We start from the raw sequence: 24,838 nt of genomic DNA on the forward strand, positions 1-24,838 counted from the left end.
GACGGTCGAGGGCCGGGCGGGCCGGTGATCGTCGCTACCGTGTGCGGTGTGAAGGGCCTTGGCGTACGCGGCTGGTTGCTGCTGGGGCTCGTCACCGTGGTCGTGCTCGCCGCCACCGGCGTGTGGAACCCGTTCCCGACCGTGTGGGACTGGGTGGACCGGAGCCAGCCGATCTCCGAGCCGGACGTGGTCTGGCAGCAGCGGGTCGGCGGCACCCCGAAGAGCGTCACCATCGCCGGCGACACGGTCATCGTCGAGCAGCGCACCCGGGTCGAGGCGCGCAGCCTGGCCACCGGCACCCAACTGTGGGAGCGCAAGGCGGACTGGTCGGCGGTGGCCGGGGGCGACCGGGACCCGGTCGTCGCCGTGGGCAAGCTGCTGGTCAAGGGGTACGAGCTGCTCGACCCCACCACCGGGGCGATCCGCCGCCGGGACGACGACGCGGTGGCCGTCTGGACGTACCGCAACGCGATCCTCGACGTCCGCTGCGCCCAGGCCACCGACTGCACGCTGAGCGCCTGGGACCCGCGTGGCACCCGGCCACTGTGGACCGCCTTCCTGCCCGGCGTGCACAGCGGCCTGCTCGCCGACAACCCGGACCTGCTCGGCACCCGCCGGCTCAGCACGCCGCGCATCGACGGCGGGGTGGCCGGACCGGAGCCCGTGCCCCCGCTGCTCGGCTTCCCGGTCGACGGGCGGGTGCACGTGGTGGACACCGCCACCGGCCGGGTGCTGCAGAACGTCCAGCCCGGCCGGCAGGAACGGCTGGCGGTGATCGGCGGCCGGCTGCTCCGGATCACCGCCACCTCCCGCGACGGCACCTGCTATTTCACCGTCTCCGCCCAGGACCCGGCCACCGGGCAGGAGGTGTGGCGGCGTACCGGGCTGAACCTGCGGACCGCCGACTACGCCGGGTGCGTGCAGCGGGAGGACCCGCAGGGCGCCCGCAACGTGCTGATCGGGGTCGGCCCGGACGGCCGCGAGGCCGTGCTGGACGGGTACGACGGCCGGCTGCTCCAGGTCGGGGGCGACGGGGAGAAGCTGCTCGCCGTCGACGACCGGTACGCGCTGGTGCGCAGCGGCGACAAGCGGTCCGTCCTCGGGCGGGAGCTGTCGGTGGACCGGACCAGGTGGACCCGGGCCGCCGGTGGCAAGAGCGGCGCGGCGCTCACCCCGTACGCGGCGGTGATCGCCGAGGAGAAGCCGTCCCGGCTGATCGCGGTCGACCCGCGTACCGGCCGGGAGCTGGCGGTCCTGCGGACCTCGGCGAACGCCCTGGCCGTCGGCCCGAACGGCATGATCATCGGGGAGGGCCGGGAGATCGGGTACGTCCGCTGGGGCGCCGGCAGTTCCCTGCCGCCCCCGCCCGAGGAGGGCGGCATCCCCGGCCCGAACCCCGGCAGCACCTGGCAGCCCCCGTCGGACGAGGTCAGTTGCGGCCCGAAGCGGGAACTCTGCGACTGAGCCGACGGCGCCGGGTGAGAGCGGCGTCCCAGGACCCACCCGGCGGGTGCCACCGATCGACCGGCCTGCCCTAGGCTTTTCGTCCATGAGCAGTGCCGCCGCGTTCTCGTACGCCCCCTTGCTGCCGACCGGTCCGGACCAGACCGAATATCGCCTGGTCACCGACGAGGGCGTCGATGTCGTCAACGGCCCGGGTGGCCGTCGCTTCCTCACCGTGGAGCCGTCCGCGCTGACCGCGCTGACCGCCGAGGCGATGCACGACATCGCCCATTTCCTCCGTCCGGCCCACCTGGCCCAGCTCCGGTCGATCATCGACGACCCGGCGGCCTCGCCGAACGACCGGTTCGTCGCGCTGGATCTGCTGCGCAACGCCAACATCGCCGCCGGCGGGGTGCTGCCGATGTGTCAGGACACCGGCACCGCGATCGTGATGGGCAAGCGCGGCCGGCACGTGCTCACCGACGGCGCCGACGCGGAGGCCATCTCCCGCGGTGTCTATCAGGCGTACACGAAGCTGAACCTGCGCTACTCGCAGCTCGCCCCGCTGACCATGTGGGACGAGCGGAACACCGGCAGCAACCTGCCCGCCCAGGTGGAGCTCTACGCCGAGGACCCGGACGGGCACCCCGACGCGTACAAGTTCCTTTTCATGGCCAAGGGTGGCGGCTCGGCCAACAAGTCGTACCTCTACCAGGAGACCAAGGCGCTGCTGAACCCGACGCGGATGATGCAGTTCCTGGAGGAGAAGCTGCGGCTGATCGGCACCTCGGCCTGCCCGCCGTACCACCTGGCCATCGTCATCGGCGGCACCTCCGCCGAGTACGCGCTGAAGACCGCCAAGTACGCCTCCGCGAAGTACCTGGACAGCCTGCCCACCTCCGGCTCGATGACCGCGCACGGCTTCCGTGACCTGGAGCTGGAGGCGGAGGTGCTGGAGCTGACCCGCAACTTCGGCATCGGCGCGCAGTTCGGCGGCCGGTACTTCTGCCACGACGTGCGGGTGGTCCGGCTGCCCCGGCACGGCGCCTCCTGCCCGGTGGCGATCGCCGTCTCCTGCTCCGCCGACCGGCAGGCGGTCGCCAAGATCACCCCGTCGGGCGTGTGGCTGGAGCGCCTCGAAACCGACCCGGCCCGCTTCCTGCCCGACGTCACCGACGAGACGCTGGACACCGAGACCGTCGTCCGGGTCGACCTGAACCGGCCGATGGACGAGATCCGCGCCGAGCTGTCCAAGTACCCGGTGAAGACCCGGCTGTCGCTGACCGGCCCGCTCGTGGTCGCCCGGGACATCGCCCACGCCAAGATCGCCGAGCGGCTGGACACGGGCGAGCCGATGCCGCAGTACCTGCGCGACCACGCCGTCTACTACGCCGGCCCGGCCAAGACCCCCGAGGGGTACGCCTCCGGCTCGTTCGGCCCGACCACCGCCGGCCGGATGGACGCGTACGTGGAGAAGTTCCAGGCCGCCGGCGGCTCCCAGGTGATGCTGGCCAAGGGCAACCGGTCCGCCCAGGTGACCCGCTCCTGCCAGCAGCACGGCGGCTTCTACCTCGGCTCGATCGGCGGCCCGGCCGCCCGGCTGGCCCAGGACTGCATCAAGCACGTCGAGGTCCTGGAATACCCGGAGCTGGGCATGGAGGCGGTCTGGAAGATCGAGGTGGAGGACTTCCCCGCCTTCATCGTCGTCGACGACAAGGGCAACGACTTCTTCGCCGAGGTCACCAAGCCGGTGCTCACCGTCGGGCGGCGCTGACCTTCGACGTACGCGAAAGGGGCGCCGGGCCGCAGGCCCGACGCCCCTCCGTCGTCCGGTGCTCATTCGACATCGGTGCGCCCGGCCCGGCGGTGCCGGTCGGGCGCACCGCCCCCGTCGGATGTCGTCACCGACAACCCGGCACGAGTGTCGACTCCAGCGCTGTCGATCCGCTATCACATCGCTATCGTCCGCTCGGGGCGGTCGGTTACCGGCGGGTTACCCTGCTGGAAGTTGCACAAGACGGCGGAGGCGCAGATGCGGTTCGGGATCCTGGGACCCCTGCGGGTCGGCGGCGGTGAGGCCACCGTCACCGCAGGCCGGGACCGGGTCGTGCTCGCCATGCTGCTGCTGCGCGTCGGTCGGCTGGTCTCCTCCGAGGAACTGGTCGACGCGGTCTGGGAGGAGCGCCCCCCGGCCACCGCCCGCGCCCAGCTCCAGATCTGCGTGTCGCGATTGCGACAGCGGCTCGGCCGCCTCGGGCTGCCGCCGGAAATCATCGTCACGGATCCGGTCGGGTACGGCATCCGGGTCGAGCCGGCCGACCTGGACGCCGAGGTCTTCGCCCGCGGCGTCGAAGCGGCCCGGGCCGAGGCCGCCGCCGGTCGGCCCACCGAGGCCCGCCGACACTACCGGTCCGCCTTGGCCCTGTGGCGGGGCCCCGCGCTGAGCGGGATCGCCAGCCGCAGCGTGCGCCGCCGGGCGCAGGCCCTCGACGCGCAGCGCCTCACGGCGTTGGAGGAGTGCGTCGACGTCGAGCTGCGGCTGCGCCAGGCGGCCGACCTGATCGACGAGCTGACCGAGAGCGTCGAGGCGCACCCGCTGCGGGAGCGGCTGCGCGGCCAGCTGATGCTCGCCCTCTCCGCCGTCGGCCGGCAGGCCGACGCGCTCGCCGTCTACCGGGAGGGCCGCCGGCTCTACGCCGAGGAGCTGGGCATCGAGCCCGGCGGGGCGTTGCAGGAGCTGCACCAGCGGGTGCTCGCCGGCGATCTGGCCCTGACGGGCGCCGAGGAGGCGCCCCTCGCGCCGGTCCGCTGCCTGCCCCGGGCGATCAGCGACTTCACCGGCCGGCAGCAGACGGTGGCGCGACTGGTGAAGGAGATCGAGGACGACGCGGTCCGGATCCAGCTGATCGACGGCATGGCGGGCAGCGGCAAGACCACCCTCGCGGTGCACCTGGCCACCGCCCTGGCGCCGCGCTACCCCGACGCGCAGCTCTTCATCGACCTGCACGGCCACAGCGAGCGCACCCCGCTGACGCCGGGCGCGGCGGCGGCGACCCTGCTGCGCCAGCTCGGCGTGCCGGCGGAGCGGGTGCCGATGGACCTGGACGACCGGCTGGCGCTGTGGCGTACCGAGCTGGCCGGCCGGCGGGCGTTGGTGGTGCTCGACAACGCGGCCAGCACGGCACAGGTGGTGCCGCTGCTGCCAAACGGGCCGGAGTGCCTGGTCCTGATCACGAGCCGGCGCCGACTCGTCGGACTGGACGAGGGCCGGCCCTCGTCCCTGCCGGTGCTCGACGCCGCCGAGGCCGTGCAGCTGCTGGGCCGGGTCGCCGGCGAGGAACGGGTGGCCGCCGAGCCGGAGGCCGCCGCCGAGGTGGTCCGTCGCTGCGGTCACCTTCCGCTGGCCATCCGGCTGGCCGGTGCCAGGCTGGCGCACCGGCCCCGCTGGCGGATCGCCGACCTGGCCGACCGGCTGGCCTCGAGTCGTGACCAACTGGCGGAGTTCGTGGCCGGGGAGCGCTCGGTGGGGCAGGCCTTCGCCCTGTCGTACGCCCAGGTCTCGCCGTCCGCGCAGCGGGTGTTCCGGCTGCTCAGCCTGCATCCGGGCGTACGGTTCGACAATCGCGTGGCCGCCGCGCTCGCGGAGCTTTCCCTGTCCGAGGTGCAGGACGTGCTGGAGGAGCTGGTCGACGCGCACCTGGCGGAGGAGGTGGAGCCGGGCCGGTACCGGCTGCACGACCTGATCCGGGAGTACGCCCGCGTGCTGCTGGCCGACCCCGAGCGGGCGGACGAGCGCCGGGCCGCGCTGGAGCCGCTGCTCGATCATCACCTGGACGCGGCCACCGCGATCGCCTGGACGATCGAGTCGGTGGCCAGCCGCAGCTCCCTACGACTCACCGCACCCGCCCGACCGGACCTGGTTGCGGCCATCGTCCCCGAAGGGCTCGGTTGGTTCGAGGAGAACCGGGCCACCCTCACCGCTCTCGTGCGGCTGGCCGAGGCGGAGGGCATGCCGCGGCACTGCTGGCAACTCGCGCGGGCCTGCTGGCGAGCCAACTTCGACGGCGGGCACCTGGACGAGCTGGTCGAGACGCACACGATCGGGCTCCGCGTCGCGGAGGGGCTCGGTGACGACGCGGCGGTGGCCGTGATGTTGAACTACCTCTCCTCCGCGTACTACCGCTTGGCCCGGTTCCCGGAGGCGATCCGGTTGATGGAGGTGGCGCTCGGCCTGCGCCGCCGGCTCGGGCTACGTCGGGAGGTACGCAGCACGCTGTGGAACCTCGGCGCCTCCTATGCCGCCAACGGTGACTACCGTCGGGCCAAGGAGAACTTCGACGGCGCCCTGGCCCTGATCGTCGGTCCGGACGAGTTGAACGAAGCGATCAACCTGCTGAACAACGTCTGCTTCGCCCTCCTCGGCTGGGGCCGGTACGAGGAGGCGCTGCGCACCGGCCGGCAGCTGCTCCTGCTGTCCCGTCAGGCCGACGACCCCCGACAGCTGGCGCACGCCGTCGCGAATCTGGGCATGACCCGGCACCGGATGGGCGACGTGGGTCCGGCCCGCCGGCTGCTGCGGGCGGCTCTGGGCCTGAAGCGCAGGACGGGTAACCGCGTCGGCGTGGGCGAGGTGCTCAACGAACTCGGCGTGATTGAGCGCGAGGAGGGCCGTCCCGAGCGGGCCGCAGCCCTGCACCGGGAGGCGTTGGTCGCGATGAGCGACGCCGGTGACCGGATCGGGCAGTGCGCCTCGCGCAACCTGCTGGCCCGGGCGATCCTCGACCAGGGGGACGCCTCCAGCTCCCTCGACCTGCACCGCCGGGTGCTCGCCGACGCCACCCGGCTGGGTGCCCGCTACGAGCAGGCCCGGGCGCTCGACGGCATCGGCCGCTGTCTGGCCCCCACCGACCCGGTGGCGGCCCGGTCGCACCGGATCCGGGCCCTTGCGCTGTTCCGGCAGGTCGAGTCGCCGGACCGGCACGAGGTGGAACGGCTGCTGACCGAGCTGGACTGAGCGATCATCTGCGAGTCGACGGCGGGCGCGGCAGGATGGTACGCGTGACGACTCCAGAGGCAGCGGGTTACCGGATCGAACGCGACTCGATGGGTGAGGTGGAGGTGCCCGCCGAGGCGCTGTGGCGGGCGCAGACCCAGCGCGCGGTGCAGAACTTCCCGATCTCCGGGCGGGGCCTGGAACCGGCCCAGATCAAGGCGCTGGCCCAGATCAAGGGCGCCGCCGCCCAGGTCAACGGCGAGCTGGGGGTGATCGGCGCGGATGTGGCCGAGGCGATCGCCACCGCTGCCGCGCACGTGGCCGACGGCGGGTACGACGACCAGTTCCCGGTGGACGTCTTCCAGACCGGCTCCGGCACCTCGTCCAACATGAACACCAACGAGGTGATCGCCACCCTGGCCAGCCGGGAGCTGGGTCGTCCCGTGCACCCGAACGACGACGTCAACGCCTCGCAGTCCAGCAACGACGTCTTCCCGTCGTCGATCCACCTGGCCGCCACCCAGTTCGTGGTGGAGGATCTGATCCCCTCGCTGAAGCACCTGGCGGGGACGCTGGAGGAGAAGGCCACCGAGTTCGAGACCGTGGTGAAGGCCGGGCGGACCCACCTGATGGACGCCACCCCGGTCACCCTGGGCCAGGAGTTCGGCGGGTACGCCGCCCAGGTCCGCTACGGCGTGGAACGGCTGGAGGGGGTGCTGCCCCGGCTGGCCGAGCTGCCGCTCGGCGGCACCGCCGTGGGCACCGGCATCAACACCCCGCTCGGCTTCGCTGCGAAGGTGATCGAGAAGCTGCGCGCCTCGACCGGCCTGCCGTTGACCGAGGCGCGCAACCACTTCGAGGCGCAGGGCGCCCGGGACGCGCTGGTCGAGACCTCCGGCCAGCTGCGCACCATCGCCGTCGGGCTGTACAAGGTGGCCAACGACATCCGCTGGATGGGCTCCGGTCCCCGCGCCGGCCTGCGGGAGCTGCGCATCCCCGACCTCCAGCCCGGCTCGTCGATCATGCCGGGCAAGGTGAACCCGGTGGTCGCCGAGGCGGTGCGGCAGGTCTGCGCGCAGGTGATCGGCAACGACGCGACGGTGGCCTTCGCCGGTTCGCAGGGCGACTTCGAGCTGAACGTGATGCTCCCGGTAATGGGCCGCAACCTGCTGGAGTCGATCAAGTTGATCGCCGCGTCGAGCCGGCTATTCGCGGACCGCCTGGTGGTCGGCCTGGTCGCGGACGCCGAGGTCTGTCTCGCGTACGCGGAGGGGTCGCCGTCGATCGTCACCCCGCTCAACCGCCACCTCGGGTACGACGAGGCGGCCTCGATCGCCAAGGAGGCGCTGGCGAAGCAGATCTCCATCCGCGAGGTGGTGATCGCCCGCGGCCACGTCGACTCCGGCAAGCTCTCCGAGACCCAGCTCGACGAGGCCCTCGACCTGCTCCGGATGACCCACCCCTGACGGGGACCGGCGTTGCGCGGGGCCAGGGCGCGGCGCGGCCCCGGCAGAGCCAGAGCGGGCGCAGCGGCAGATGTGCGGCGTCGGGACCGCTGCCGGTCCGAAGGCGTGAAGGCGGGCCGGGGCACAGGTGCGACCTCCCTGTGGAGCTGAATCGTCTGCGTCATCACCCCCGGGGCGGGTGCGACCCGACCGGGGGAGCGGGCGGTCCCACCGCGGTGCCGCCGACGCTCGGGGGATGAGGCGGTCAGCCCCGCGCTTCACAGTTTGCTGAGGACACGACTACGGTCGGAAGGGCTGCGCCCGTTGCGGGAGACAGCCTGCGTCCCTGGTTCCTCCGGCTGGCGCGGCACTGGAATCGATCATCGCGGGGCGGGAGGGCAGCTGAGGATGGTGGCCGGGCGGATGACCGTGGCGGCGTTCCGCTGCTTGGCGGCAGGGCAGCCGTGGCGCCCAGAACAACGACTGCGTGGCGGCGAACCTGCCGGGCGTGGTCGGGGTGCGGGACAGCAAGGACCCGACCGGTCCGGTGCTCACCGTTTCCCCGTACGCCTGGCGGGTCTTTGTCGCGTCGCCGCCGCGCTGACGTGACCAGCCTGCCCGGCGCGGACGTCCTCGACCGGCTCGACCGGGAGCGGGCCGTCTGGCTGTGCACCCTGCGGCCGGGCGGGTCCCCGCACCTGACCCCGGTCTGGTTCCTCTTCGTTGTGGGCGAGTGGTGGATCTGCACGGCCGAGCGGAACGTCAAGGTACGCAACGTCCTGGCCGATTCCCGGGTCTCGCTGGCGCTCCCGGATCCCTGCGCGCCGGTGGTCGCGGAGGGCGTGGCGACCGTGGTCCGCCCGCCCTTCCGGCCCGACATCGTGGCGGGGTTTCGCGACCGGTACGCCGGTTGGGACATCTCGGCGGACGGACCGGACGGGCCTTACGTCCTGCTCAGGGTGGGTGTGACGCGTTGGCTGCTGAGCGGCCGGGCACGGTGACGAGGACGCGCGTCGCTGTCGCTGCGGGACGGATGGTGTGCGCGGGTGGTCAGGTGCGGGTCGCGGCCTTGCGGGCCCGGTAGGCGCTGACGGCCGCGCGGTTGCCGCAGCCGGCGTCGCAGAACCGGCGGGAACGGTTCTTCGACAGGTCCACCAGGACGTTGTCGCAGTCCGGGTGGTCGCACACGCGCAGCCGGCTCAGCTCGCTGCTGCGGACCAGGTCGGCCAGCGCCATCGCGGCCTCGACCGCCATCCGGGTCGCGAGCGGCGCGTCGCGCGGCACGGCGTGCAGGTGGTACGGCTGGTCGTCGTGCCGGATGAGCTGCGGCAGGGCGTGCGACTCGCGGAGCAGCCCGTTGACGATGGCGACGATTTCGTCCTCGCCGGCGTGCCAGACCCGGCGCAGCCGGGGGCGCAGCTCCCGGACGGACCGTAGCTCCGCCTCGCTCTGCTCGTGGCGTCCGGTCCAACCGTAGGTGGTGAAGAACCGGGCCAGGGCGGCGACGTCCGGCAGCAGCTCGCCGTCGCGGCCGGCGGTGTTCACGAGCGCGGCGGCGGCGGTCAATCCGCAATCGGTGTCATGAGCGAACAGCAACTTGACTCCTGTCGGCGGTCCGGTCTAGCGTCATCAGCATAGCCCCTGTTGACTCATGACCCGCCGCCGGAGCGAGGAGCGTATCGATGCGTGAACGGCCCGGAGTCGGCCTCGGCCTGGCCCTGCTCTCCGCTCTCACCTTCGCCACCTCGGGCACCTTCGCCCGCCCCCTGATCACCGGGGACTGGTCGGCCGAGGCGGTGGTGGTGGCCCGGGTCGGCATCGCCGCGCTGGTCCTCGCCGTGCCGGCCCTGCTGGCCCTGCGCGGCCGGTGGGACGTGCTGCGCCGCAACGGCGGCACCGTCGTCGTGTTCGGACTGCTCGGCGTGGCCCTCGCCCAGGCGTGCTTCTTCAACGCGGTCCGCTACCTGCCGGTCGGCGTCGCGTTGCTGCTGGAATACCTCGGCATCGTCCTCGTGGTCGGCTGGATGTGGCTGGTGCACGGCCAGCGACCCCGGGCGCTCACCGTGGCGGGGTCGGTCACCGCCCTGTGCGGGCTGGTGTTCGTGCTGGACCTCACCGGCGCGAGCCGGCTCGACCCGGTCGGGGTGCTCTGGGGCCTGGGCGCCGGGGTGGGCCTGGCCGGCTACTTCGTGATCGCCGGCCGGGTCGACGACCGCCTGCCGTCGGTGGTGATGGCCAGCGGTGGCATGGCCGTCGGCGCCCTGGCCCTGCTCCTGCTCGGCGCGGTCCGGGTACTGCCGCTGCGGGCCGGCGGCGCCGACGTCAGCTTCGCCGGGCACCGGATGAGCTGGCTGGTGCCCATCGCCGGCCTGTCGCTGATCGCCGCGGTGGTCGCGTACCTCACCGGCATCGCCGGGGCGCGACTGCTCGGGGCGCGGCTGTCGTCGTTCGTCGGGCTGACCGAGGTGATGTTCGCGGTGCTCATCGCCTGGCTGGTGCTGGGCGAACTGCCGACCGCCGTGCAACTCGTCGGCGGTGCGCTGATCGTCGCCGGCGTCACCCTGGTCCGCGTCGACGAACTGCGCGCGACGCCCGAGCCGGAGCGGGCCGGGCAACCGGCCGAGCCGGCCCTGGCCACCGAGCGGTGAGCGGATCCGACCGGGCCGCCGTCGGCGGTGGATCAACACTAGGACAGGGCGGTGGCGATCGTGGTGGCGGCGGCGGTGACCTGGGCGCCGACCACGTCGACGTCGAGCGGCGCCAGCGACACCACCCCGACGCTCGCCTCCAGCCCGGGGACGCCGAGCACCGGCGCGGCCACCCCGTACGCCCCGGACTGCAGTTCCCCGCTGGTGCTCACCGGGCCCGCGGCGCCCGCCCGCCCGGCCAGGATGGCCCGCCCCGCCGCCCCGCGTTCCAGCGGATGGCGGGACCCCGTCCGGTACGCCACATGGAACGACGTCCAGCTCGGCTCCACCACCGCCAGCGCGACCCCCTCGCCGCCCTCGACCACGGTGAGGTGCGCGGTCGCGCCGGCCTGCTCGGCCAGCCGGCGCAGCGCGGGCAGTGCCCCCTCGGCGAGCAGCGGCTGCGCCCGCCGGGCCAGGTGCAGCACCCCGGCGCCGAGGCGTAGCCGGCCGTCGCCGTCGCGGCGCAGCATGCCGTGCCCGGTCAGCGCCCCGACCAGCCGGTAGACCGCGGCCCGGCCGATGCCCAGCCGGTTCGCCGCCTCGGTGACGGTCAGCCCGCCCGGCGCGTCCGCGACCAGGTGCAGCAGGCGCAGGCCCCGGTCCAGGGTCTGCGCGGTCTCCCCGGGCCGGGCCGCCGCCTCACCCCCGCCTGCCACCTTGTCCACAGCACGCAGCGTACGACCGGCTCCGCCCGACCGGTAAATGCACGGAAGGCTACCCTTGTACGGTGACGCTACGCCTGTATGACACCGCCACCCGATCGGTGCGGGACTTCGTCCCGCGGGAAGCCGGCAAGGTGGGGGTCTACCTGTGTGGTCTCACCCTCCAGGCCCCGCCGCACATCGGTCACCTTCGCTCCGGCGTGAACTACGACGTGCTGCGCCGCTGGCTGCTGGCCGCCGGCTTCGAGGTCACCTTCATCCGCAACGTGACCGACATCGACGACAAGATCCTGGTCAAGGCCGTCGAGCAGGGCCGCCCGTTCTGGTCGATCGCGTACGAGAACGAGTTGATCCTCGCCGCGGCGTACCGGGCGCTGAACGTGCTGCCACCGACGTACGAGCCGCGGGCCACCGGGCACATCCCGGAGATGCACGAGCTGATCACCCGGCTGATCGACACCGGGCACGCGTACCCGGCCACCGACGGCTCCGGCGACGTCTACTTCGACGTGGCCTCCTGGCCGGCGTACGGGTCGCTGTCCGGGCAGTCGCCGGACGACATGCAGTCCGCCGGGGACGCCCCCGAGCGGGGCAAGCGCGACCCGCGCGACTTCGCCCTCTGGAAGGGTGCCAAACCGGACGAGCCGGCCGACGCCTACTGGCCGTCGCCGTGGGGGCGGGGCCGGCCCGGCTGGCACATCGAGTGCTCGGCGATGTGCTGGCGCTACCTGGGCGCGGAGTTCGACATCCACGGCGGCGGGCTGGATCTGACCTTCCCGCACCACGAGAACGAGATCGCCCAGTCGCAGGCCGCCGACCTGCCCTTCGCCCGGTACTGGGTGCACCACGGGCTGCTCAGCATCGGCGGCGCCAAGATGGGCAAGTCGCTCGGCAACGCCCTCGACCTGGCGTACGTGGACTCGCTCGAGGTGCGCCCGGTCGAGCTGCGCTACTACTACGCCGCCGCGCACTACCGGTCCCGCATCGACTACTCCGAGGACGCGCTGCGCGTGGCCGCCGTCGCGTACCGGCGGATCGAGGGCTTCGTGCTGCGGGCCGCCGAGCGGGTCGGCGGCGGCCAGCCCGGCGAGCTGCCGGCCGCGTTCGTCGCGGCGATGGACGACGACCTCAACACCTCGGCCGCCCTCGCCGTGCTCCAGGGGACGCTGCGGGACGGCAACAGCGCGCTGACCATCGGTGACGATGTGACCGTCCGCACGACCCTGGCCGCCGCGCGGGCGATGCTGGATATCCTCGGTGTCGACCCCCTGGACCCGGCCTGGACCGGCGGCGGCCGCACGGACGACCTGCGCGGCGTGGTGGACTCCCTGATCGCGCTCGCCCTCGAGCAGCGCGCACAGGCCCGCAGCCGCAAGGACTGGGCCGCCGCGGACGCCGTACGCGACCAGCTCAAGCAGGCCGGCGTGGTGGTCGAGGACACCCCCCAGGGCCCGCGTTGGACTATTGGAGAGCAGGACTGATGGCCGGCAACTCGCAGCGCCGTGGCCGGCGACTGTCCCCGAAGGCGGGCGCCCCGAAGGGCTCCGGCGGCAAGAACAAGGACTCCCTCGCCGGCCGGGGCAAGACCCTGCCCGCCGACGAGCGCCCCTGGCACAAGGCGTACTCGGGCACCGAGAAGCTGCCCCAGCGCACCGCCTGGAAGCAGGACAAGGAGCGCCGCGCGGCGGCCGAGGAGGGGCGGGCCCCCAAGATCGGCCAGCCGGGCAGCAAGGACACCACCTGGGGCAAGGGCGGCGGTCGGGGCGTCCCGGCGGCCCGGGGCGCCGGCGGCCGGGGCGGCAAGCCCACCGGTCGCTCCGGCCCGCGGGTCGCGCCGGGCCGCAAGTCGAACCCCGCCAAGGACAGCCCGGAGCTGCTGGTCGGCCGCAACCCGGTGCTGGAGGCGCTGCGCACCCAGGTGCCGGCGACCGCCCTCTACACCGCCCAGGGCATCGACATCGACGACCGGGTCAACGAGATCATCCGGACCGCCGCCGACCGGGGCATCGCCATCCTGGAGATCAGCCGCGCCGAGCTGGACCGGATGACCGGGGGCGTGCTGCACCAGGGCGTCGGCCTGCAGGTGCCGCCGTTCGCGTACGAGCCGTTCGAGGACATGATGGCCGCCGCGCTGGAGCAGCCCGCCCCGCTGCTGGTCGCGCTGGACGGGGTGACCGACCCGCGCAACCTCGGCGCGGTGATCCGGTCCGCCGCCGCGTTCGGCGCGCAGGGTGTCTTCGTACCCGAGCGGCGGGCCGCCGGGATCACCGCGACCGCGTGGCGGACCAGCGCCGGCGCGGCCGCGCGGGTGCCGGTCGGCCAGGTCACCAACCTGACCCGGGCGCTCAAGGCCTGCAAGGACGCCGGCTTCATGGTGGTCGGCCTGGACGCCGACGGCGACACCGACCTGTACGACCTGGAGGCCGCGGTCGGGCCGCTGGTGGTGGTGGTCGGCTCGGAGGGGCGCGGGCTGTCCCGGCTGGTCGGGGAGACCTGCGACCTGACCGTCAGCATCCCGATGGTCACCGACGTCGAGTCGCTCAACGCCAGCGTCGCCGCCGCGGTCACCCTCGCCGAGGTCGCCCGCCGCCGCGCCCTGGAGCTGTAAGGACGTCGCGGAGGGCCCCTTCCCCACCGGGGAAGGGGCCTTCCGCCGTTCCTAGATCTGGTGGGTCCAGGCGACGAACAGCAGCGCCCCGGCCGCCGCGATCAGCAGCGTGACCGGGATCAGCCAGGGCGCCGGCCGGGCCCCGTCCAGGCCCCGGGTCAGGCGCTGGTGCACGGCGGCGATCCCCACCAGCGCGGCCAGGCCGGCGGCGGCCAGCGGCAGGCCGACGAGGAAGTGCGCCAGCCAGGCGCCGGCCCGGGTCGGACCACCCCACGAGTTCGTGTACGGGCCCGGGTCGACGATGCCGTACAGGACGCCGCGCAGCACCATCAGCAGTTCGACGCCGAGCGGCACCAGCGCCGTGACGCCGAGCAGCAGGCTCAGCAGGGCGTGGCCGGTGACGGCGACCGGGCCCGGTCGCCGTCCGGGGCCGGCGACCGGCGGCGCTGCGAGCAGCCCGGTGCGCAGGGCCCGCCACCGGGCCGCGGCTGCGTCGGCCCGGCCGAGCGGGGCGGCCACCAGGGCGATGACGGCGACCGGGACCAGCGCCGCGCAGTAGACCAGGCTGCGGCCGGCCAGGCGGACCGTCCGGTACGACCGGGAAAGCATTGTCGGGTGGCGGGTGGCGTCGTCGGTCACGGTGGTCACGGCATCTCCTCGGGCGTCAGGAACTGCCGTGACGCTATGAGCCGGGTACGCCGTCCCGGATCACCCTGCAGAGCCACTTTCCGGCTGGCTCCCAGGAACCAGCGGGTCGACCGCCGGTACGACGAAAGGGGCGACCCGCCGAAGCGGACCGCCCCTTTGTGTCGCGTACGTCAGATCCGGGTGCCGGTGGTGGCGTGGAAGACGTGGCTCTGGCCGGTCCGCGGCTTGACGAAGATGGTGTCACCCATGTTCGGCATGCTGCGGCGGTCGGTGCGGACGACGAAACGCTCGTTGTGGCCCTCGAGCGCGGCGTGGCCGTAGACGTTGGCGTCGGAGCCGAGGTCCTCGACCAGCTCGACCACGACCGGCATGCCGCCCTCGGTCGGGCTGACCATGTCGCAGTCCTCCGGACGGAAGCCGACGGTCACCTTGCCGTTGCCGCCCTCGGCCTGGGCCGCGGCGATCTGCTCCCGGGTGAGCGGGATGTGCATCTCGGCGAAGGCGGCGCCCTGCTCGGTCAGCGGGACGGTCTTGATGTTCATCGCGGGGGAGCCGATGAAGCCGGCGACGAAGACGTTCGCCGGGGTGTCGTAGAGCGCCCGCGGGGTGTCCACCTGCTGGAGCACGCCGTCGAGCATGACCGCGACCCGGTGACCCATGGTCATGGCCTCGACCTGGTCGTGGGTGACGTAGACCGTGGTGATGCCCAGCTTGGCCTGGAGTGAGGCGATCTGGGTACGGGTCTGGACGCGGAGCTTGGCGTCGAGGTTCGACAGCGGCTCGTCCATGAGGAAGACCTGCGGCTCGCGGACGATCGCCCGGCCCATGGCCACCCGCTGGCGCTGACCACCGGAGAGCGCCTTCGGCTTGCGGTTGAGGAACTCCTCCAGCTGGAGCAGCCCGGCCGCCTCCTTCACCCGCCGGTCGATCTCCGACTTCGAGGTCTTGCGCAGCTTGAGCGCGAACGCCATGTTCTCGTACACCGTCATGTGCGGGTAGAGGGCGTAGTTCTGGAAGACCATCGCGATGTCGCGGGCCTTCGGCGGCAGGTGGGTGACGTCGCGGTCGTCGATGTAGATCGCGCCGTCGTCGACGTCCTCGAGGCCGGCGAGCATCCGCAGGCTGGTGGACTTACCGCAGCCCGACGGGCCGACCAGGACGAGGAACTCCCCGTCGCCGATCTGGAGGTCGAGCTGGTTGACCGCGGGGCGTTCGGTGCCCGGGTAGATCCGGGACGCCTTCGAATAGGTGACCGTAGCCATGGTGAAGCGCTTCCTTTCACCGGCAGGAACGTGCCGGACGATCCGAGTGAAGGAGCGACCGGCGCCGTGCGGTGCCGGCCAGCGGGCGTTGCCCGGGCAGCCGAGGCCAGCCGGACTGTCGTCCGTGTGACTGCACGGTAAACGGGTTTTCCGACCCTGCCAAGACGAGGGGCGCCGGTTGGGACGGACGGCATTGCGCATTCCGGTCACCCGGGCACTCCCGGGTATCAACCTCCACGGTCCCGGACGGCCTCCGGCGTCGATCCGTCGGTGCAGGGGTCGGGAAATTGACGTTTCCCGTGCTCGGGAGGCCCGCCGAGCGGGAAATCCGGACGTCAGTCGCTATGCTGACCTCGAAGCACGCGCCCCTGTAGCTCAGCTGGCCAGAGCACTCGCCTTGTAAGCGAGATGTCGCCGGTTCGATCCCGGCCGGGGGCTCCAATTCCACCAGGCGTTTCGGGGCGGTGGCCGCCGCGAGACGGCCGCATTAGCAACGCGGTTCATGAGCGCCGCCCGCCGAGCGCCTGACGCATCGCGTCAAGGTTGGCGTGAGCGTAGACAGCGTGATCTTCACATCAGCATGCCGGGCGATGGCCTGGACGACGTGCGGCGGAACCCAGCTCCATCAGCAGCGACACGACCGTGTGCCGCAGGTCGTGCAGGCGGACACACCCAATCCTTCGCGGAACACCTACGGGTACACCGCGTCTAGCCGCGCCACCTGTTCGCGCACGGCAGCGTCGAACCGGTCGTCCGCCTGGTACCGCGAGTGCCCCTCGATCGGGGGAGGGACGGTGTCGGATGGCGCCAGGGTCACGTCGCGCGGGTCCCGCAGACGCCGGTCCACGCCTCCGGGTGGACCGTTGACCGCGGGTTGTGCGCCGAGACGGTGGGGGGAGAAGATCCAACCGCCGATGGGATCGGTGTCGCGCCACAGGTTCAGCCAACGCCAGCCCACCCGATCTCCCACCTCGCGCAGCGTGTCGTCGTTGACGTAGGCCGGGAAGAGCCGGGCGTAGATGGGGTGCAGCGGAGATCCGTAGGTCAGCAGGGCCACCCGGCGTAGCGTCTCCGGCGGCAGTTGCAGGATGGTGGCGGCCAGTAGCGCCGAGCCGTGGCTGTGCCCGGACAGCAGGACCCCGCCCTGATCGGCGAGGTAGCGGGTCCGCCGCACCAGGTCCGGAACCACGCGTTCGGCGTAAGAGGGCGGTGCGAACGGGTGGGCGGCGCGGGGCCAGAATGTGGCCAGGTCCCATAGCACGCCGACGAGCCGCATGGCCGAGGACCGGTAGGCGAGCAGCCCGGCAACCGCGAGGCCGACGACGAACAACCCGATGAGGTACGCGCCGAGGTCGGTGGCGAGGTCCACCACCGCCCTCGCCCGATCGCCGGCCAGCCGGGCGGCGAGTTGGCCTGGTGCGATGCCGGCCAGCGCGAAGCCGGCCGAGCCGAGGCTGAGCACGGCGACCAACGGGTAGGCGGCGCGCATCGGCCTCAGCCCCTCGGTGACCCGTCCCTTCGCGACCGCGTCGCGGACGTCTCGTAGGCGGGGCTTCGCCTGCGTGGGGGCGTCCGGAAAGTCGTGCGCGACGACCTCTGCTGCCGCCCGGCGTCGGCGGGGCAGCGTCAGCCGACTCCAGCACAGTTCCACGAGGATGGCCAGCAGCACCGCGGCGCCGAAGCCCAGCACCAACCACCGGTACGAGACCGGCGGCTGGAGCTGCGGGGCGTAGGTCGGCAACGGCCGGACCGGGCTGGGGAGGGAGCCGCGGTCCAGGAAGTCGGCAACGCGGTAGACCAGTCCGGCGGTGAACGCCAACGCCAGGCCGATCGCGACGGCGATCACCGCCGGGGCGCCCAGGTCGCCGAGCAACGTCGGGGCCGTGGGTCGACCCCGGCACTGCCACAGCACGACCGCCCCGAGCGCGATCAGCAGGGCGGCCTGCCCGAGGAAGATCCATGCGACCATGGACTCGTACCCGGGCAGGGGCCCGGTCACCGGAGGTTCGGCGGCCCGGGTCGCCGCGTACCCGAGGCACAGAGCGGTCAGCCCACCGGCTACGGCGCGAACCGCGCAGGCGGTTGTCTCCATTCGTGCGCCTTGGCTGCCCCGATCGGTGGTTTCCGGCAGGCAGAGCAGCACAATGCACGCCACCAGCAGCGTCAGCGCAGCCGCGAGGAGGGCGTGGCCCGTCACCGCGACGTCGAGGGGCGCGAGGGCCGCGAGCAGGCTCGTGTCCACCGTTGCGAGCGCGACCGCGATGTGGATCGACCGTAGCCGGACGAGGAGAGGCTTGCCGGCCCAGTAGCCGGGCGCGTCGAGCCGGTTGCCGTCAGCGCGTACGACCGTCGGAGCCAACGGTTCGGCCGACCGCCAGGAGCGCGAGCCGAGCCACCAGGCGAGGCCGATCACGGCGATCGGTACGAGGGCGAGGAGCGCGAGACGCTGTCCCGGCAGTAGGTCGCCGAGCCAGGACAGGTATGGGCGGCCTTGGAGGCATCGGGGATACGACGCGCACTGCCAGGCGACGAGATCGAGCGAGACGCCGACGAACGCGAGAGCAACCATCGCGGTGATGGTGGCCGCGAGCACGCGGCACAGGGCCTTCGCGGCTGCGCCGGACCGGGACGAGGGCGCGTTCGGCAGCATCCAGATCGCGAGGTTGCTGAGCATGAACGGCAGCAGCAGCACCAACGACAATGTCCGCACTGCTGTGCCGGCCGTCAGATTGCTCCAGTGGTACGCCTCCAGCGTCACGCCGCCCGGCCCGGTGGTGGCCCCGTACTCGGGGCGGGGTCGGTAGAAGCCGGCGTTCCGATCGCCGGCGACGCGGAAGACGAGGGGCCGGTCGAGCATGGCATCGGCGTCGTCGCCGGACACGCCGTGCACCCGCAACTCCGTCACCCTGACCGGCATTCGCCGCCCCGCCGATGCCTAGCGGACTCCCCAGCCACCGGTTTCGGACGCCGAGCGGAACCATCGCTCCCGTGCACGGTGCCCCTTCCTCCCGGCTCCCTACTGTCTCCGGCGCAACGTGACGGCCCGCAGCCGGAACTCCGCCACCGTGCCCGGTTGCGCGACACCCCGTCCGACCTGAAGCCGGCGCGGTATACCCGCTACAGCAGGTGCTATGCCAGTTGGCGCTCAGTCGGCACTGACAGCCGCCAGGCCGTGGTACGACTGCTCCAACGCTGGCCGAGCCGACAGAACAGGCGAGTCGATGACCAGGAACAGGTCGACCGAGCTGCTGCGAAGCCCCAGGGATCCGCAGCGGCCGGCCTTCCTGGAACTCTTCTTCGACCTGGCGTTCGTCTTCGCCCTCACGCAGCTCTCGCACCGGCTGATCGACGACCTCAGCTGGAGCGGCGCCTTCCAGACCTTGGTGTTGCTGCTGGCCGCCTGGTGGGTGTGGTCGGCGACTGCGATGATCACCGACCGGCTGAACCCGCAGCAACCTGCGATACAGGCCCTGGTCATCGCCACCATGGTCGGTAGCCTGGTGATGGCGGTCGCGGTGCCAGACGCGTTCGGCGACACCGGCCTGATCTTCGCGGGCGCCTATGTCGCCATCCAGGTCGGCCGCGGCGCCACCCTCCTGGTCATCCTGCGTGAGCACGAGCTGCGTCTCACCGCCGTGCGGGTGGTGGTCTGGTCCCTCGTGTCCGCGGCGCCGTGGATCATCGGGGCGGTTGCCGAGGACGCCGCGCGTGGAGCCCTGTGGGCGCTCGCGGTGGCCGTGGACTACACGGCGGGCCTACTGCGCTATCCCACGCCGGGACTCGGCCGCTCCCCCGAATGGCAGGGGACGGTCGCAGGTGAACACCTCGCCGAGCGCTACCGACAGGTATTCATCATCGCGCTCGGCGAGGACATCCTGGTGACAGGGCTGGCGCTCAGCAGCCGCGGCTTCGCCGCCGACCGCACCATGGCGTTCCTGGTGTCGATCGCCACAACCGTGCTGCTGTGGCGGGTCTACCTCCATCGAGCCGGAGAATCACTGGCTGACGCCATCGCAGCAGCTCCCAACCCGAAACGCCTCGCCCGATCGGCGCTCATGGCTCACCTGCTGATGGTGGCCGGCATCGTCGTCACCGCCGTCGGCGACGAACTCCTCGTCGCCCATCCCTTCGGGCACACACAACCATCCTCCATCGCCGTCATCCTCGGCGGGCCAGCGCTATTCGTGCTCGGACGTGTGGCCTTCGAGTACGCGGTCTTCCGCCACGTGTCCCCGGACCGGCCACTCGGGCTGCTCGTGCTGGCAGCCCTGGCGCCGGCGACGCTGCTCGGGCCGCCGTTGCTGGCCGCCCTGGCCGCCACCGCAGTCCTGGCCGGGATCGCGGTCGCCGACGTGGTCCGCGACTGGGAGCGTCAACCAGCGCCGCCGTGGCGGTCAGCTTGAAACGACGATGCTGACCCCGCCAACGCCCAGACCGTGTGCTGCATTCGAAGCTCGCCCCCGTTCTTCGTCTGCTGTCAAGTTCGCAGATCCGGGTCGGCGGGGTCACGAGCCGGTGCCCGCCACGGAGGTGCAGGCCGGCGGTCCGACCACGTACGACGCGGGCGAGGGCGTCGATCCGCCCCCGCCCGGCGTCCTCGCTCAGCCCCAGTTCTGCGGGGCCAGCTGGCGGGTCGTGGCGTTGAGCCGGTTGAAGAAGTTGGTGGTGGCGAGCCAGAGCACCAGCGCCGCGAGTTCCTTCTCGTCGAAGTGCCGGGCGGCCGCGTCCCAGATCTCGTCCGGCACCGGGTCGGCCCGGTCCGCGAGTCGGGTCGCCGCCTCGGCGAGTGCCAGCGCGGCCCGCTCGGCGTCGGTGAAGTACGACGTCTCCCGCCAGGCGGCCACCGCGAAGAGCCGGTCCTCGGTCTCGCCGGCCTTGCGGGCGTTGCGGGCGCCCGAGTCGACGCAGGCGCTGCACCCGTTGATCTGGCTGGCCCGCAGGTGGATCAGTTCCAGCGTCGTGGTGGGTACGCCGGCGGAGTGCGCGGCCTTGTAGAGCAGGTTGATCGCCTTCACGGCGTCGGGGAGCACCATGGCCGGGTTCTGCATCCGTGCCTTCATGATCGTTCCATCCATTCTGTCCTGTTAGGCTGGCCGGCGTCCGCCGTGCCGTACCGTCCTCGTCCGTCGCCTGGATGTCGGTGGTCGGGACGGTCGTGTGACAGATGTGACGGCGCTCACTTCTCGGTCCCGGGGGGAAAGGTCATGAGCGAGACCGACCTGCTGGCCCGGCGCTTCGAGGGGCAGCGACCCCGGCTCCGGGCGGTGGCCCAGCGGATGCTGGGCTCCCGGGTCGAGGCCGACGACGCCGTGCAGGACACCTGGTTACGGCTCAGCCGGGCCGACGTCGACGCCATCGAGAACCTGCCCGGCTGGCTGACCACGACGGTCGGCCGGGTCTGCCTGGACCGGCTGCGCGCCAGCGCCGCCCGGCACGAGCAGCTCGCCGACGTGACCGGGGACGAGCCGGCGACGACTGGCCCGGGCGCGGACGATCCGGAGCGGCAGGCGCTGCTGTCCGAGTCGCTGGGACAGGCGCTCCACGTGGTGCTGCGCACCCTCGCCCCCACCGAGCGGCTGGTGTTCGTGCTGCACGACATGTTCGCGGTCTCCTTCGAGGAGATCGCCCCCGTGGTCGACCGGAACCCCGCCGCCGTGCGGCAGATCGCCAGCCGGGCCCGCCGCCGGGTGCAGAGCGGCTCGGCCGCGCCCGAGACGGACCCCGCCCGCCAGCGCCGGATCGTCGAGGCGTTCCTCGCCGCCTCCCGGGACGGCCGCTTCGAGGACCTGCTCACCCTGCTCGACCCGCATGTCGTCCTGCGGGCGGACGCCGTCGCCGCCCGGCTGGGCTCCTCCGCCGGCACGATGCACGGGTCGTCCGTCGTGGCGGGCTTCTTCTCCGGGCGCGCCCAGGGCGCGCTGCCCGCGTTCATCGACGCGGCGCCCGGCGCCGTCGTGGTCGTCGACGGGCGTACCCGCATCGCGATCAGCTTCGCCGTCACCGACCGCATCATCGGCATCGAGGTGGTGGCCGAACCGGACCAGCTCCGCGCTCTCGACGTGGTCGTGGACTGACCGGCGACGCCGGCCCGAGCGGTAACCTGGCGGCGATGAGCCGCGCCGTGGAGGAGTCCAACCGGGCGATGCTGCGCGCCCGGGACGCCATGGACCGGTCGTACGCCGAGCCGCTGGACGTGCCGGCGCTGGCCCGGATCGCGCACGTCTCCGAGGCGCACTTCATCCGGACCTTCCGCGCCACCTTCGGCGAGACCCCGCACCGCTACCTGCAGCGCCGCCGGGTCGAGCGGGCGATGTACCTGCTCGTGCAGACCGACCAGCCGGTCACCGAGATCTGCTACGCGATCGGGTTCGGCAGCCTCGGCACCTTCAGCCGTACGTTCCGCGACATCGTCGGCGAGTCCCCGTCGGACTATCGCCGGCGCAAGGCCGGTGCGGCCGCCGTGCCGAGCTGCTTCATGAAGTCGTGGATGCGGCCGAGCGCCGCCCGCTGAGCCCGTCAGCGGCGGCGCACCCGGCGGCAAAACGGTCGGCCGCGAGCCGAGCAGTTTTGGATAAGCACCAGCTCAGGGCCGGGGTCTAGCGTCGTTGGCATGACGATGAACTCGATTTCCCGCTCCCAGATCTACGTCCTCGACCAGGACGAGGCCCTCGACTTCTACGTCGGCAAGCTCGGCCTGGAGATCAACACCGACCAGGATCTCGGCTTCATGCGCTGGCTGACGGTCAACGTCCCCGGCGAGCCGGAGCACGAGATCCTGCTGGAGAAGCCGGGCCCGCCGGCCCTCGACCCGGCCACCGCCGAGCAGGTCCGGGAGCTGCTGACCAAGGGCGCGATGGGCGGCTGGCTCTGCCTCACCACCGACGACGCCCGCAAGACGTACGAGGACCTGGTGGCCAAGGGCGTGGACATCACCGACGAGCCGGCCGAGCGCCCGTACGGCATCGACTTCGGCATCCGGGACCCGTTCGGCAACCGGATCCGCATCGGCCAGATGTTCCCGCAGGGCTGAGGGGGCGGACCGATGACCCAGGCGCTTCCCTTCCGGGCGCGTCCGGCCGCGGTCGGGCGGGACCCCGCGCTGCTGGCCGGCGGCGTCCTCGCCGGCCCGCTCTTCGCCGGCTCCGTGCTGGCCCAGGGCTTCACCCAGGACGGCTTCGACTTCCGCCGGCACCCGGCGAGCGTGCTGAGCAACGGTGACCTGGGCTGGGTGCAGATCGCCACCTTCCTCGCCAGCGGGCTGCTCGTGCTGGGCGCCGCCGCCGCGCTCGGGCGCCGGGACCTCGGCGCCCGGTGGCTGCCGAGGCTGCTCGCCCTCTACGGGACCGGGCTGGTGCTCGCCGGGATCTTCCGGGCCGACCCGGCGGACGGCTTCCCGACCGGTACGCCGAGCGGCCCCGGCCAGGTCAGCTGGCACGGTGGGCTGCACTTCCTGGCGGCGGCGATCGGCTTCGTCGCGCTGATCGTCGCCGCGGTGGCCGCCGCCCGCCGGGGCGCCCGGCGGGGCGAGCGCGGCTGGGCCGCGTACAGCCTGGCGAGTGGGGTCTGCTTCGGGGCGGCGTGGGTGGCCATGATCGCCCGGCCGGGGCCGCTGACCATGGTCGGCTTCGGCCTCGCCGTGGCGGTCGGCTGGGCCTGGGTCACCGCGACGCTGTGGCGGGTGGAGCACCGCCGGAACGTCTGAGGTCGGCGGGATCGGGAGGCGCGAGCTAGGCTCACGCCTCCCGATCTTGTGAGGTGACCGATGGCGAGCCGGTTGCTCTACCTGGCCCGGCACGGTGACCAGCGCCGCGCGGAGGACGAGGCGCCGGACACCGGGCTGTCCGACCGGGGCCGGCGGCAGGCGACCCTGCTGGGCGAGCGGCTGCGCCGGCTGCCGTTCGACACCGTCCACCACGGACCGCTGCGTCGGGCCGTGGAGACCGCCGAGCTGGTCACCGCCGCGCTGCCCGGCGTGCCGGTACACGCCACGGAGATCGTCGGGGACCACCTGCCGCACGACACGGACCCGGCCGGCCTGCCGCCGGCGTACGCGAACCTCCTGGCCGGCTTCGATGAGCGCGAGCGGACGGACGGGCCGCGCCGGACGGCGGAGGCCGTGGCCCGGTTCGCGACGCCGCCGGCCGACGGGGACGTCCGCGACCTGGTGATCACGCACAACTTCCTGATCGCCTGGTTCGTCCGGCACGCGCTGGACGCCCCGGAGCGGCGCTGGTTGGGCCTGAACCACCACCACTGCGGGCTGACCGTCATCCGCTACAGCTCGGGCGGACCGCCGAACCTGATCGCCGTCAACGACGTGGCCCACCTGCCGCCGGAGCTGCGCGGCACCGGCCTGCCGCCGGACTACGTCGTCTAGTTGGCGGTGGGGGTCAGGACTGGACGGTCTTGACGACGGCCTCGGCCATGGCGCGGGCGGACTGCGGGTTCTGGCCCGTCACCAGGCGGCCGTCGACGACCACGTGCTCGGTGAAGTTCGGTGCCGGGACGTGCTGGGCGCCGGCCTCGGTGAGCTTGTCGGCGAGCAGGAACGGCACCTGGTCGGTCAGGCCGACCGCCGCCTCCTCGTCGTTGGTGAAGCCGGCCACCCGCTTGCCGGCGATCAGGTGGGAGCCGTCGGAGAGCTTCAGGTTCACCAGCGCGGACGGGCCGTGGCACACGGCGGCCACCACGCCGCCGCGCTCGTAGATCGAGGCGGCGATCCGGGCCAGGTCCGGGTTGTCCGGGAAGTCCCACATGGTGCCGTGGCCGCCCGCGAACACGACGATGTCGTACCCGGCCGGGTCGACGTCGGCGGCCTTCGGGGTGTGCTCCACCCCGGCGGTGGCGAGGAAATCGTTCTGGGTCTTGTCGTTTTCGTCCCGGCCGTCCAGCGGCGGCCGCCCGCCGGCCACCGAGACGAGGTCCACGTCGTAGCCGGCGGCCCGGAACACCTCCCACGGCTCCGCGGCCTCGCCCACGTAGAAGCCGGTCTGCCGGCCGGTCTCGCCGAGCTTGCTGTGACTGGTCAGAGCGATGAGTGCACGAGTCATGTCGACCACTCTGGCTCGCGGATCCATAGCTGACCAA

Annotated in this window: 21 protein-coding genes, 1 tRNA gene and 1 pseudogene; 16 read left to right on the forward strand and 7 right to left on the reverse strand. The window is 72.7% G+C overall.

Going from position 1 to position 24,838, the window contains the following annotated elements:
* Positions 1 to 39: 39 nt before the first annotated feature.
* From OG799_RS30845 to OG799_RS30870, 6 genes and pseudogenes are all read left to right on the forward strand, one after another.
* Positions 40 to 1,464, forward strand: coding sequence for a PQQ-binding-like beta-propeller repeat protein (locus OG799_RS30845; RefSeq protein WP_406040126.1), 1,425 nt, complete (start codon positions 40 to 42; stop codon positions 1,462 to 1,464).
* Positions 1,465 to 1,549: 85 nt separating this feature from the next.
* Positions 1,550 to 3,217 (forward strand): fumarate hydratase, encoded by a 1,668-nt coding sequence (locus OG799_RS30850; RefSeq protein ID WP_406040128.1) that lies wholly within the window; start codon positions 1,550 to 1,552, stop codon positions 3,215 to 3,217.
* Between the two features lie 258 nt (positions 3,218 to 3,475).
* Positions 3,476 to 6,457: a BTAD domain-containing putative transcriptional regulator gene (locus OG799_RS30855; RefSeq protein ID WP_406046458.1), complete on the forward strand. Its 2,982-nt coding sequence runs from the start codon at positions 3,476 to 3,478 to the stop codon at positions 6,455 to 6,457.
* 35 nt (positions 6,458 to 6,492) lie between these two features.
* Positions 6,493 to 7,902, forward strand: a complete 1,410-nt coding sequence (locus OG799_RS30860; RefSeq protein ID WP_406040130.1) for a class II fumarate hydratase — start codon at positions 6,493 to 6,495, stop codon at positions 7,900 to 7,902.
* A gap of 421 nt (positions 7,903 to 8,323) precedes the next feature.
* A pseudogene (locus tag OG799_RS30865) lies at positions 8,324 to 8,485 on the forward strand (DUF397 domain-containing protein); the annotation flags it as partial.
* A 1-nt stretch (position 8,486) separates the two neighbouring features.
* The gene (locus OG799_RS30870) at positions 8,487 to 8,882 is read left to right on the forward strand and encodes a pyridoxamine 5'-phosphate oxidase family protein (RefSeq protein WP_406040132.1); all 396 of its coding nucleotides are present in this window, start codon (positions 8,487 to 8,489) and stop codon (positions 8,880 to 8,882) included.
* Between the two features lie 49 nt (positions 8,883 to 8,931).
* On the opposite strand, the gene OG799_RS30875 is transcribed toward OG799_RS30870, so the two are convergent.
* Positions 8,932 to 9,477, reverse strand: a complete 546-nt coding sequence (locus OG799_RS30875; protein WP_406040134.1) for a CGNR zinc finger domain-containing protein — start codon at positions 9,475 to 9,477, stop codon at positions 8,932 to 8,934.
* A gap of 86 nt (positions 9,478 to 9,563) precedes the next feature.
* Between OG799_RS30875 and OG799_RS30880 the strand changes: the two genes are divergently transcribed.
* Complete coding sequence (locus OG799_RS30880; protein ID WP_406040136.1) at positions 9,564 to 10,529, forward strand: EamA family transporter; 966 nt, start codon at positions 9,564 to 9,566, stop codon at positions 10,527 to 10,529.
* A gap of 38 nt (positions 10,530 to 10,567) precedes the next feature.
* Here the strand turns inward: OG799_RS30880 and OG799_RS30885 are convergent, their stop codons facing one another.
* Positions 10,568 to 11,236, reverse strand: a complete 669-nt coding sequence (locus OG799_RS30885; RefSeq protein WP_406040138.1) for an IclR family transcriptional regulator — start codon at positions 11,234 to 11,236, stop codon at positions 10,568 to 10,570.
* 62 nt (positions 11,237 to 11,298) lie between these two features.
* On the opposite strand from OG799_RS30885, the gene cysS reads away from it, so the two are divergent.
* Complete coding sequence (gene cysS / locus OG799_RS30890) at positions 11,299 to 12,714, forward strand: cysteine--tRNA ligase (protein WP_406040140.1); 1,416 nt, start codon at positions 11,299 to 11,301, stop codon at positions 12,712 to 12,714.
* The gene (rlmB, locus tag OG799_RS30895; protein WP_406040142.1) at positions 12,714 to 13,841 is read left to right on the forward strand and encodes a 23S rRNA (guanosine(2251)-2'-O)-methyltransferase RlmB; all 1,128 of its coding nucleotides are present in this window, start codon (positions 12,714 to 12,716) and stop codon (positions 13,839 to 13,841) included. The genes cysS and rlmB overlap by 1 nt, the downstream gene beginning before the upstream one ends.
* A 51-nt stretch (positions 13,842 to 13,892) precedes the next feature.
* On the opposite strand, the gene OG799_RS30900 is transcribed toward rlmB, so the two are convergent.
* Together OG799_RS30900 and OG799_RS30905 are read right to left on the reverse strand one after the other, a co-directional pair.
* Entirely contained in the window at positions 13,893 to 14,489 is a 597-nt protein-coding gene (locus tag OG799_RS30900; protein ID WP_406040144.1) for a hypothetical protein, read from the reverse strand.
* 170 nt (positions 14,490 to 14,659) lie between these two features.
* Complete coding sequence (locus OG799_RS30905) at positions 14,660 to 15,751, reverse strand: ABC transporter ATP-binding protein (RefSeq protein WP_406040146.1); 1,092 nt, start codon at positions 15,749 to 15,751, stop codon at positions 14,660 to 14,662.
* A 364-nt stretch (positions 15,752 to 16,115) separates the two neighbouring features.
* On the opposite strand from OG799_RS30905, the gene OG799_RS30910 reads away from it, so the two are divergent.
* Positions 16,116 to 16,192, forward strand: a tRNA-Thr gene (locus tag OG799_RS30910).
* 250 nt (positions 16,193 to 16,442) lie between these two features.
* On the opposite strand, the gene OG799_RS30915 is transcribed toward OG799_RS30910, so the two are convergent.
* Positions 16,443 to 18,656 carry a hypothetical protein gene (locus OG799_RS30915; protein ID WP_406040148.1) on the reverse strand — a complete coding sequence of 738 codons (2,214 nt, stop codon included), beginning with the start codon at positions 18,654 to 18,656 and terminating at the stop codon, positions 16,443 to 16,445.
* 316 nt (positions 18,657 to 18,972) lie between these two features.
* On the opposite strand from OG799_RS30915, the gene OG799_RS30920 reads away from it, so the two are divergent.
* Positions 18,973 to 20,154, forward strand: coding sequence for a low temperature requirement protein A (locus tag OG799_RS30920; RefSeq protein WP_406040150.1), 1,182 nt, complete (start codon positions 18,973 to 18,975; stop codon positions 20,152 to 20,154).
* A 198-nt stretch (positions 20,155 to 20,352) separates the two neighbouring features.
* Here OG799_RS30920 and OG799_RS30925 read toward each other — a convergent pair whose 3' ends face one another.
* Positions 20,353 to 20,811: a carboxymuconolactone decarboxylase family protein gene (locus OG799_RS30925; RefSeq protein WP_406040152.1), complete on the reverse strand. Its 459-nt coding sequence runs from the start codon at positions 20,809 to 20,811 to the stop codon at positions 20,353 to 20,355.
* 144 nt (positions 20,812 to 20,955) lie between these two features.
* Between OG799_RS30925 and OG799_RS30930 the strand changes: the two genes are divergently transcribed.
* The 5 genes from OG799_RS30930 (at position 20,956) to OG799_RS30950 (ending at position 24,128) form a co-directional block, all read left to right on the forward strand.
* Positions 20,956 to 21,825: a sigma-70 family RNA polymerase sigma factor gene (locus OG799_RS30930; RefSeq protein WP_406040154.1), complete on the forward strand. Its 870-nt coding sequence runs from the start codon at positions 20,956 to 20,958 to the stop codon at positions 21,823 to 21,825.
* Between the two features lie 35 nt (positions 21,826 to 21,860).
* Positions 21,861 to 22,262, forward strand: a complete 402-nt coding sequence (locus OG799_RS30935) for a helix-turn-helix domain-containing protein (protein ID WP_406040156.1) — start codon at positions 21,861 to 21,863, stop codon at positions 22,260 to 22,262.
* A gap of 99 nt (positions 22,263 to 22,361) precedes the next feature.
* On the forward strand, positions 22,362 to 22,781 hold the full coding sequence (locus OG799_RS30940; RefSeq protein WP_406040158.1) for a VOC family protein: 420 nt from the start codon (positions 22,362 to 22,364) through the stop codon (positions 22,779 to 22,781).
* A 12-nt stretch (positions 22,782 to 22,793) separates the two neighbouring features.
* Positions 22,794 to 23,453, forward strand: a complete 660-nt coding sequence (locus OG799_RS30945; RefSeq protein WP_406040160.1) for a DUF998 domain-containing protein — start codon at positions 22,794 to 22,796, stop codon at positions 23,451 to 23,453.
* Between the two features lie 60 nt (positions 23,454 to 23,513).
* Complete coding sequence (locus OG799_RS30950; RefSeq protein ID WP_406040162.1) at positions 23,514 to 24,128, forward strand: histidine phosphatase family protein; 615 nt, start codon at positions 23,514 to 23,516, stop codon at positions 24,126 to 24,128.
* A 13-nt stretch (positions 24,129 to 24,141) separates the two neighbouring features.
* On the opposite strand, the gene OG799_RS30955 is transcribed toward OG799_RS30950, so the two are convergent.
* Positions 24,142 to 24,801, reverse strand: coding sequence for a type 1 glutamine amidotransferase domain-containing protein (locus tag OG799_RS30955; RefSeq protein WP_406040164.1), 660 nt, complete (start codon positions 24,799 to 24,801; stop codon positions 24,142 to 24,144).
* Between the last annotated feature and the right edge of the window lie 37 nt (positions 24,802 to 24,838).

This window comes from Micromonospora sp. NBC_00898 (assembly GCF_045207895.1).
Classification (GTDB): domain Bacteria; phylum Actinomycetota; class Actinomycetes; order Mycobacteriales; family Micromonosporaceae; genus Micromonospora.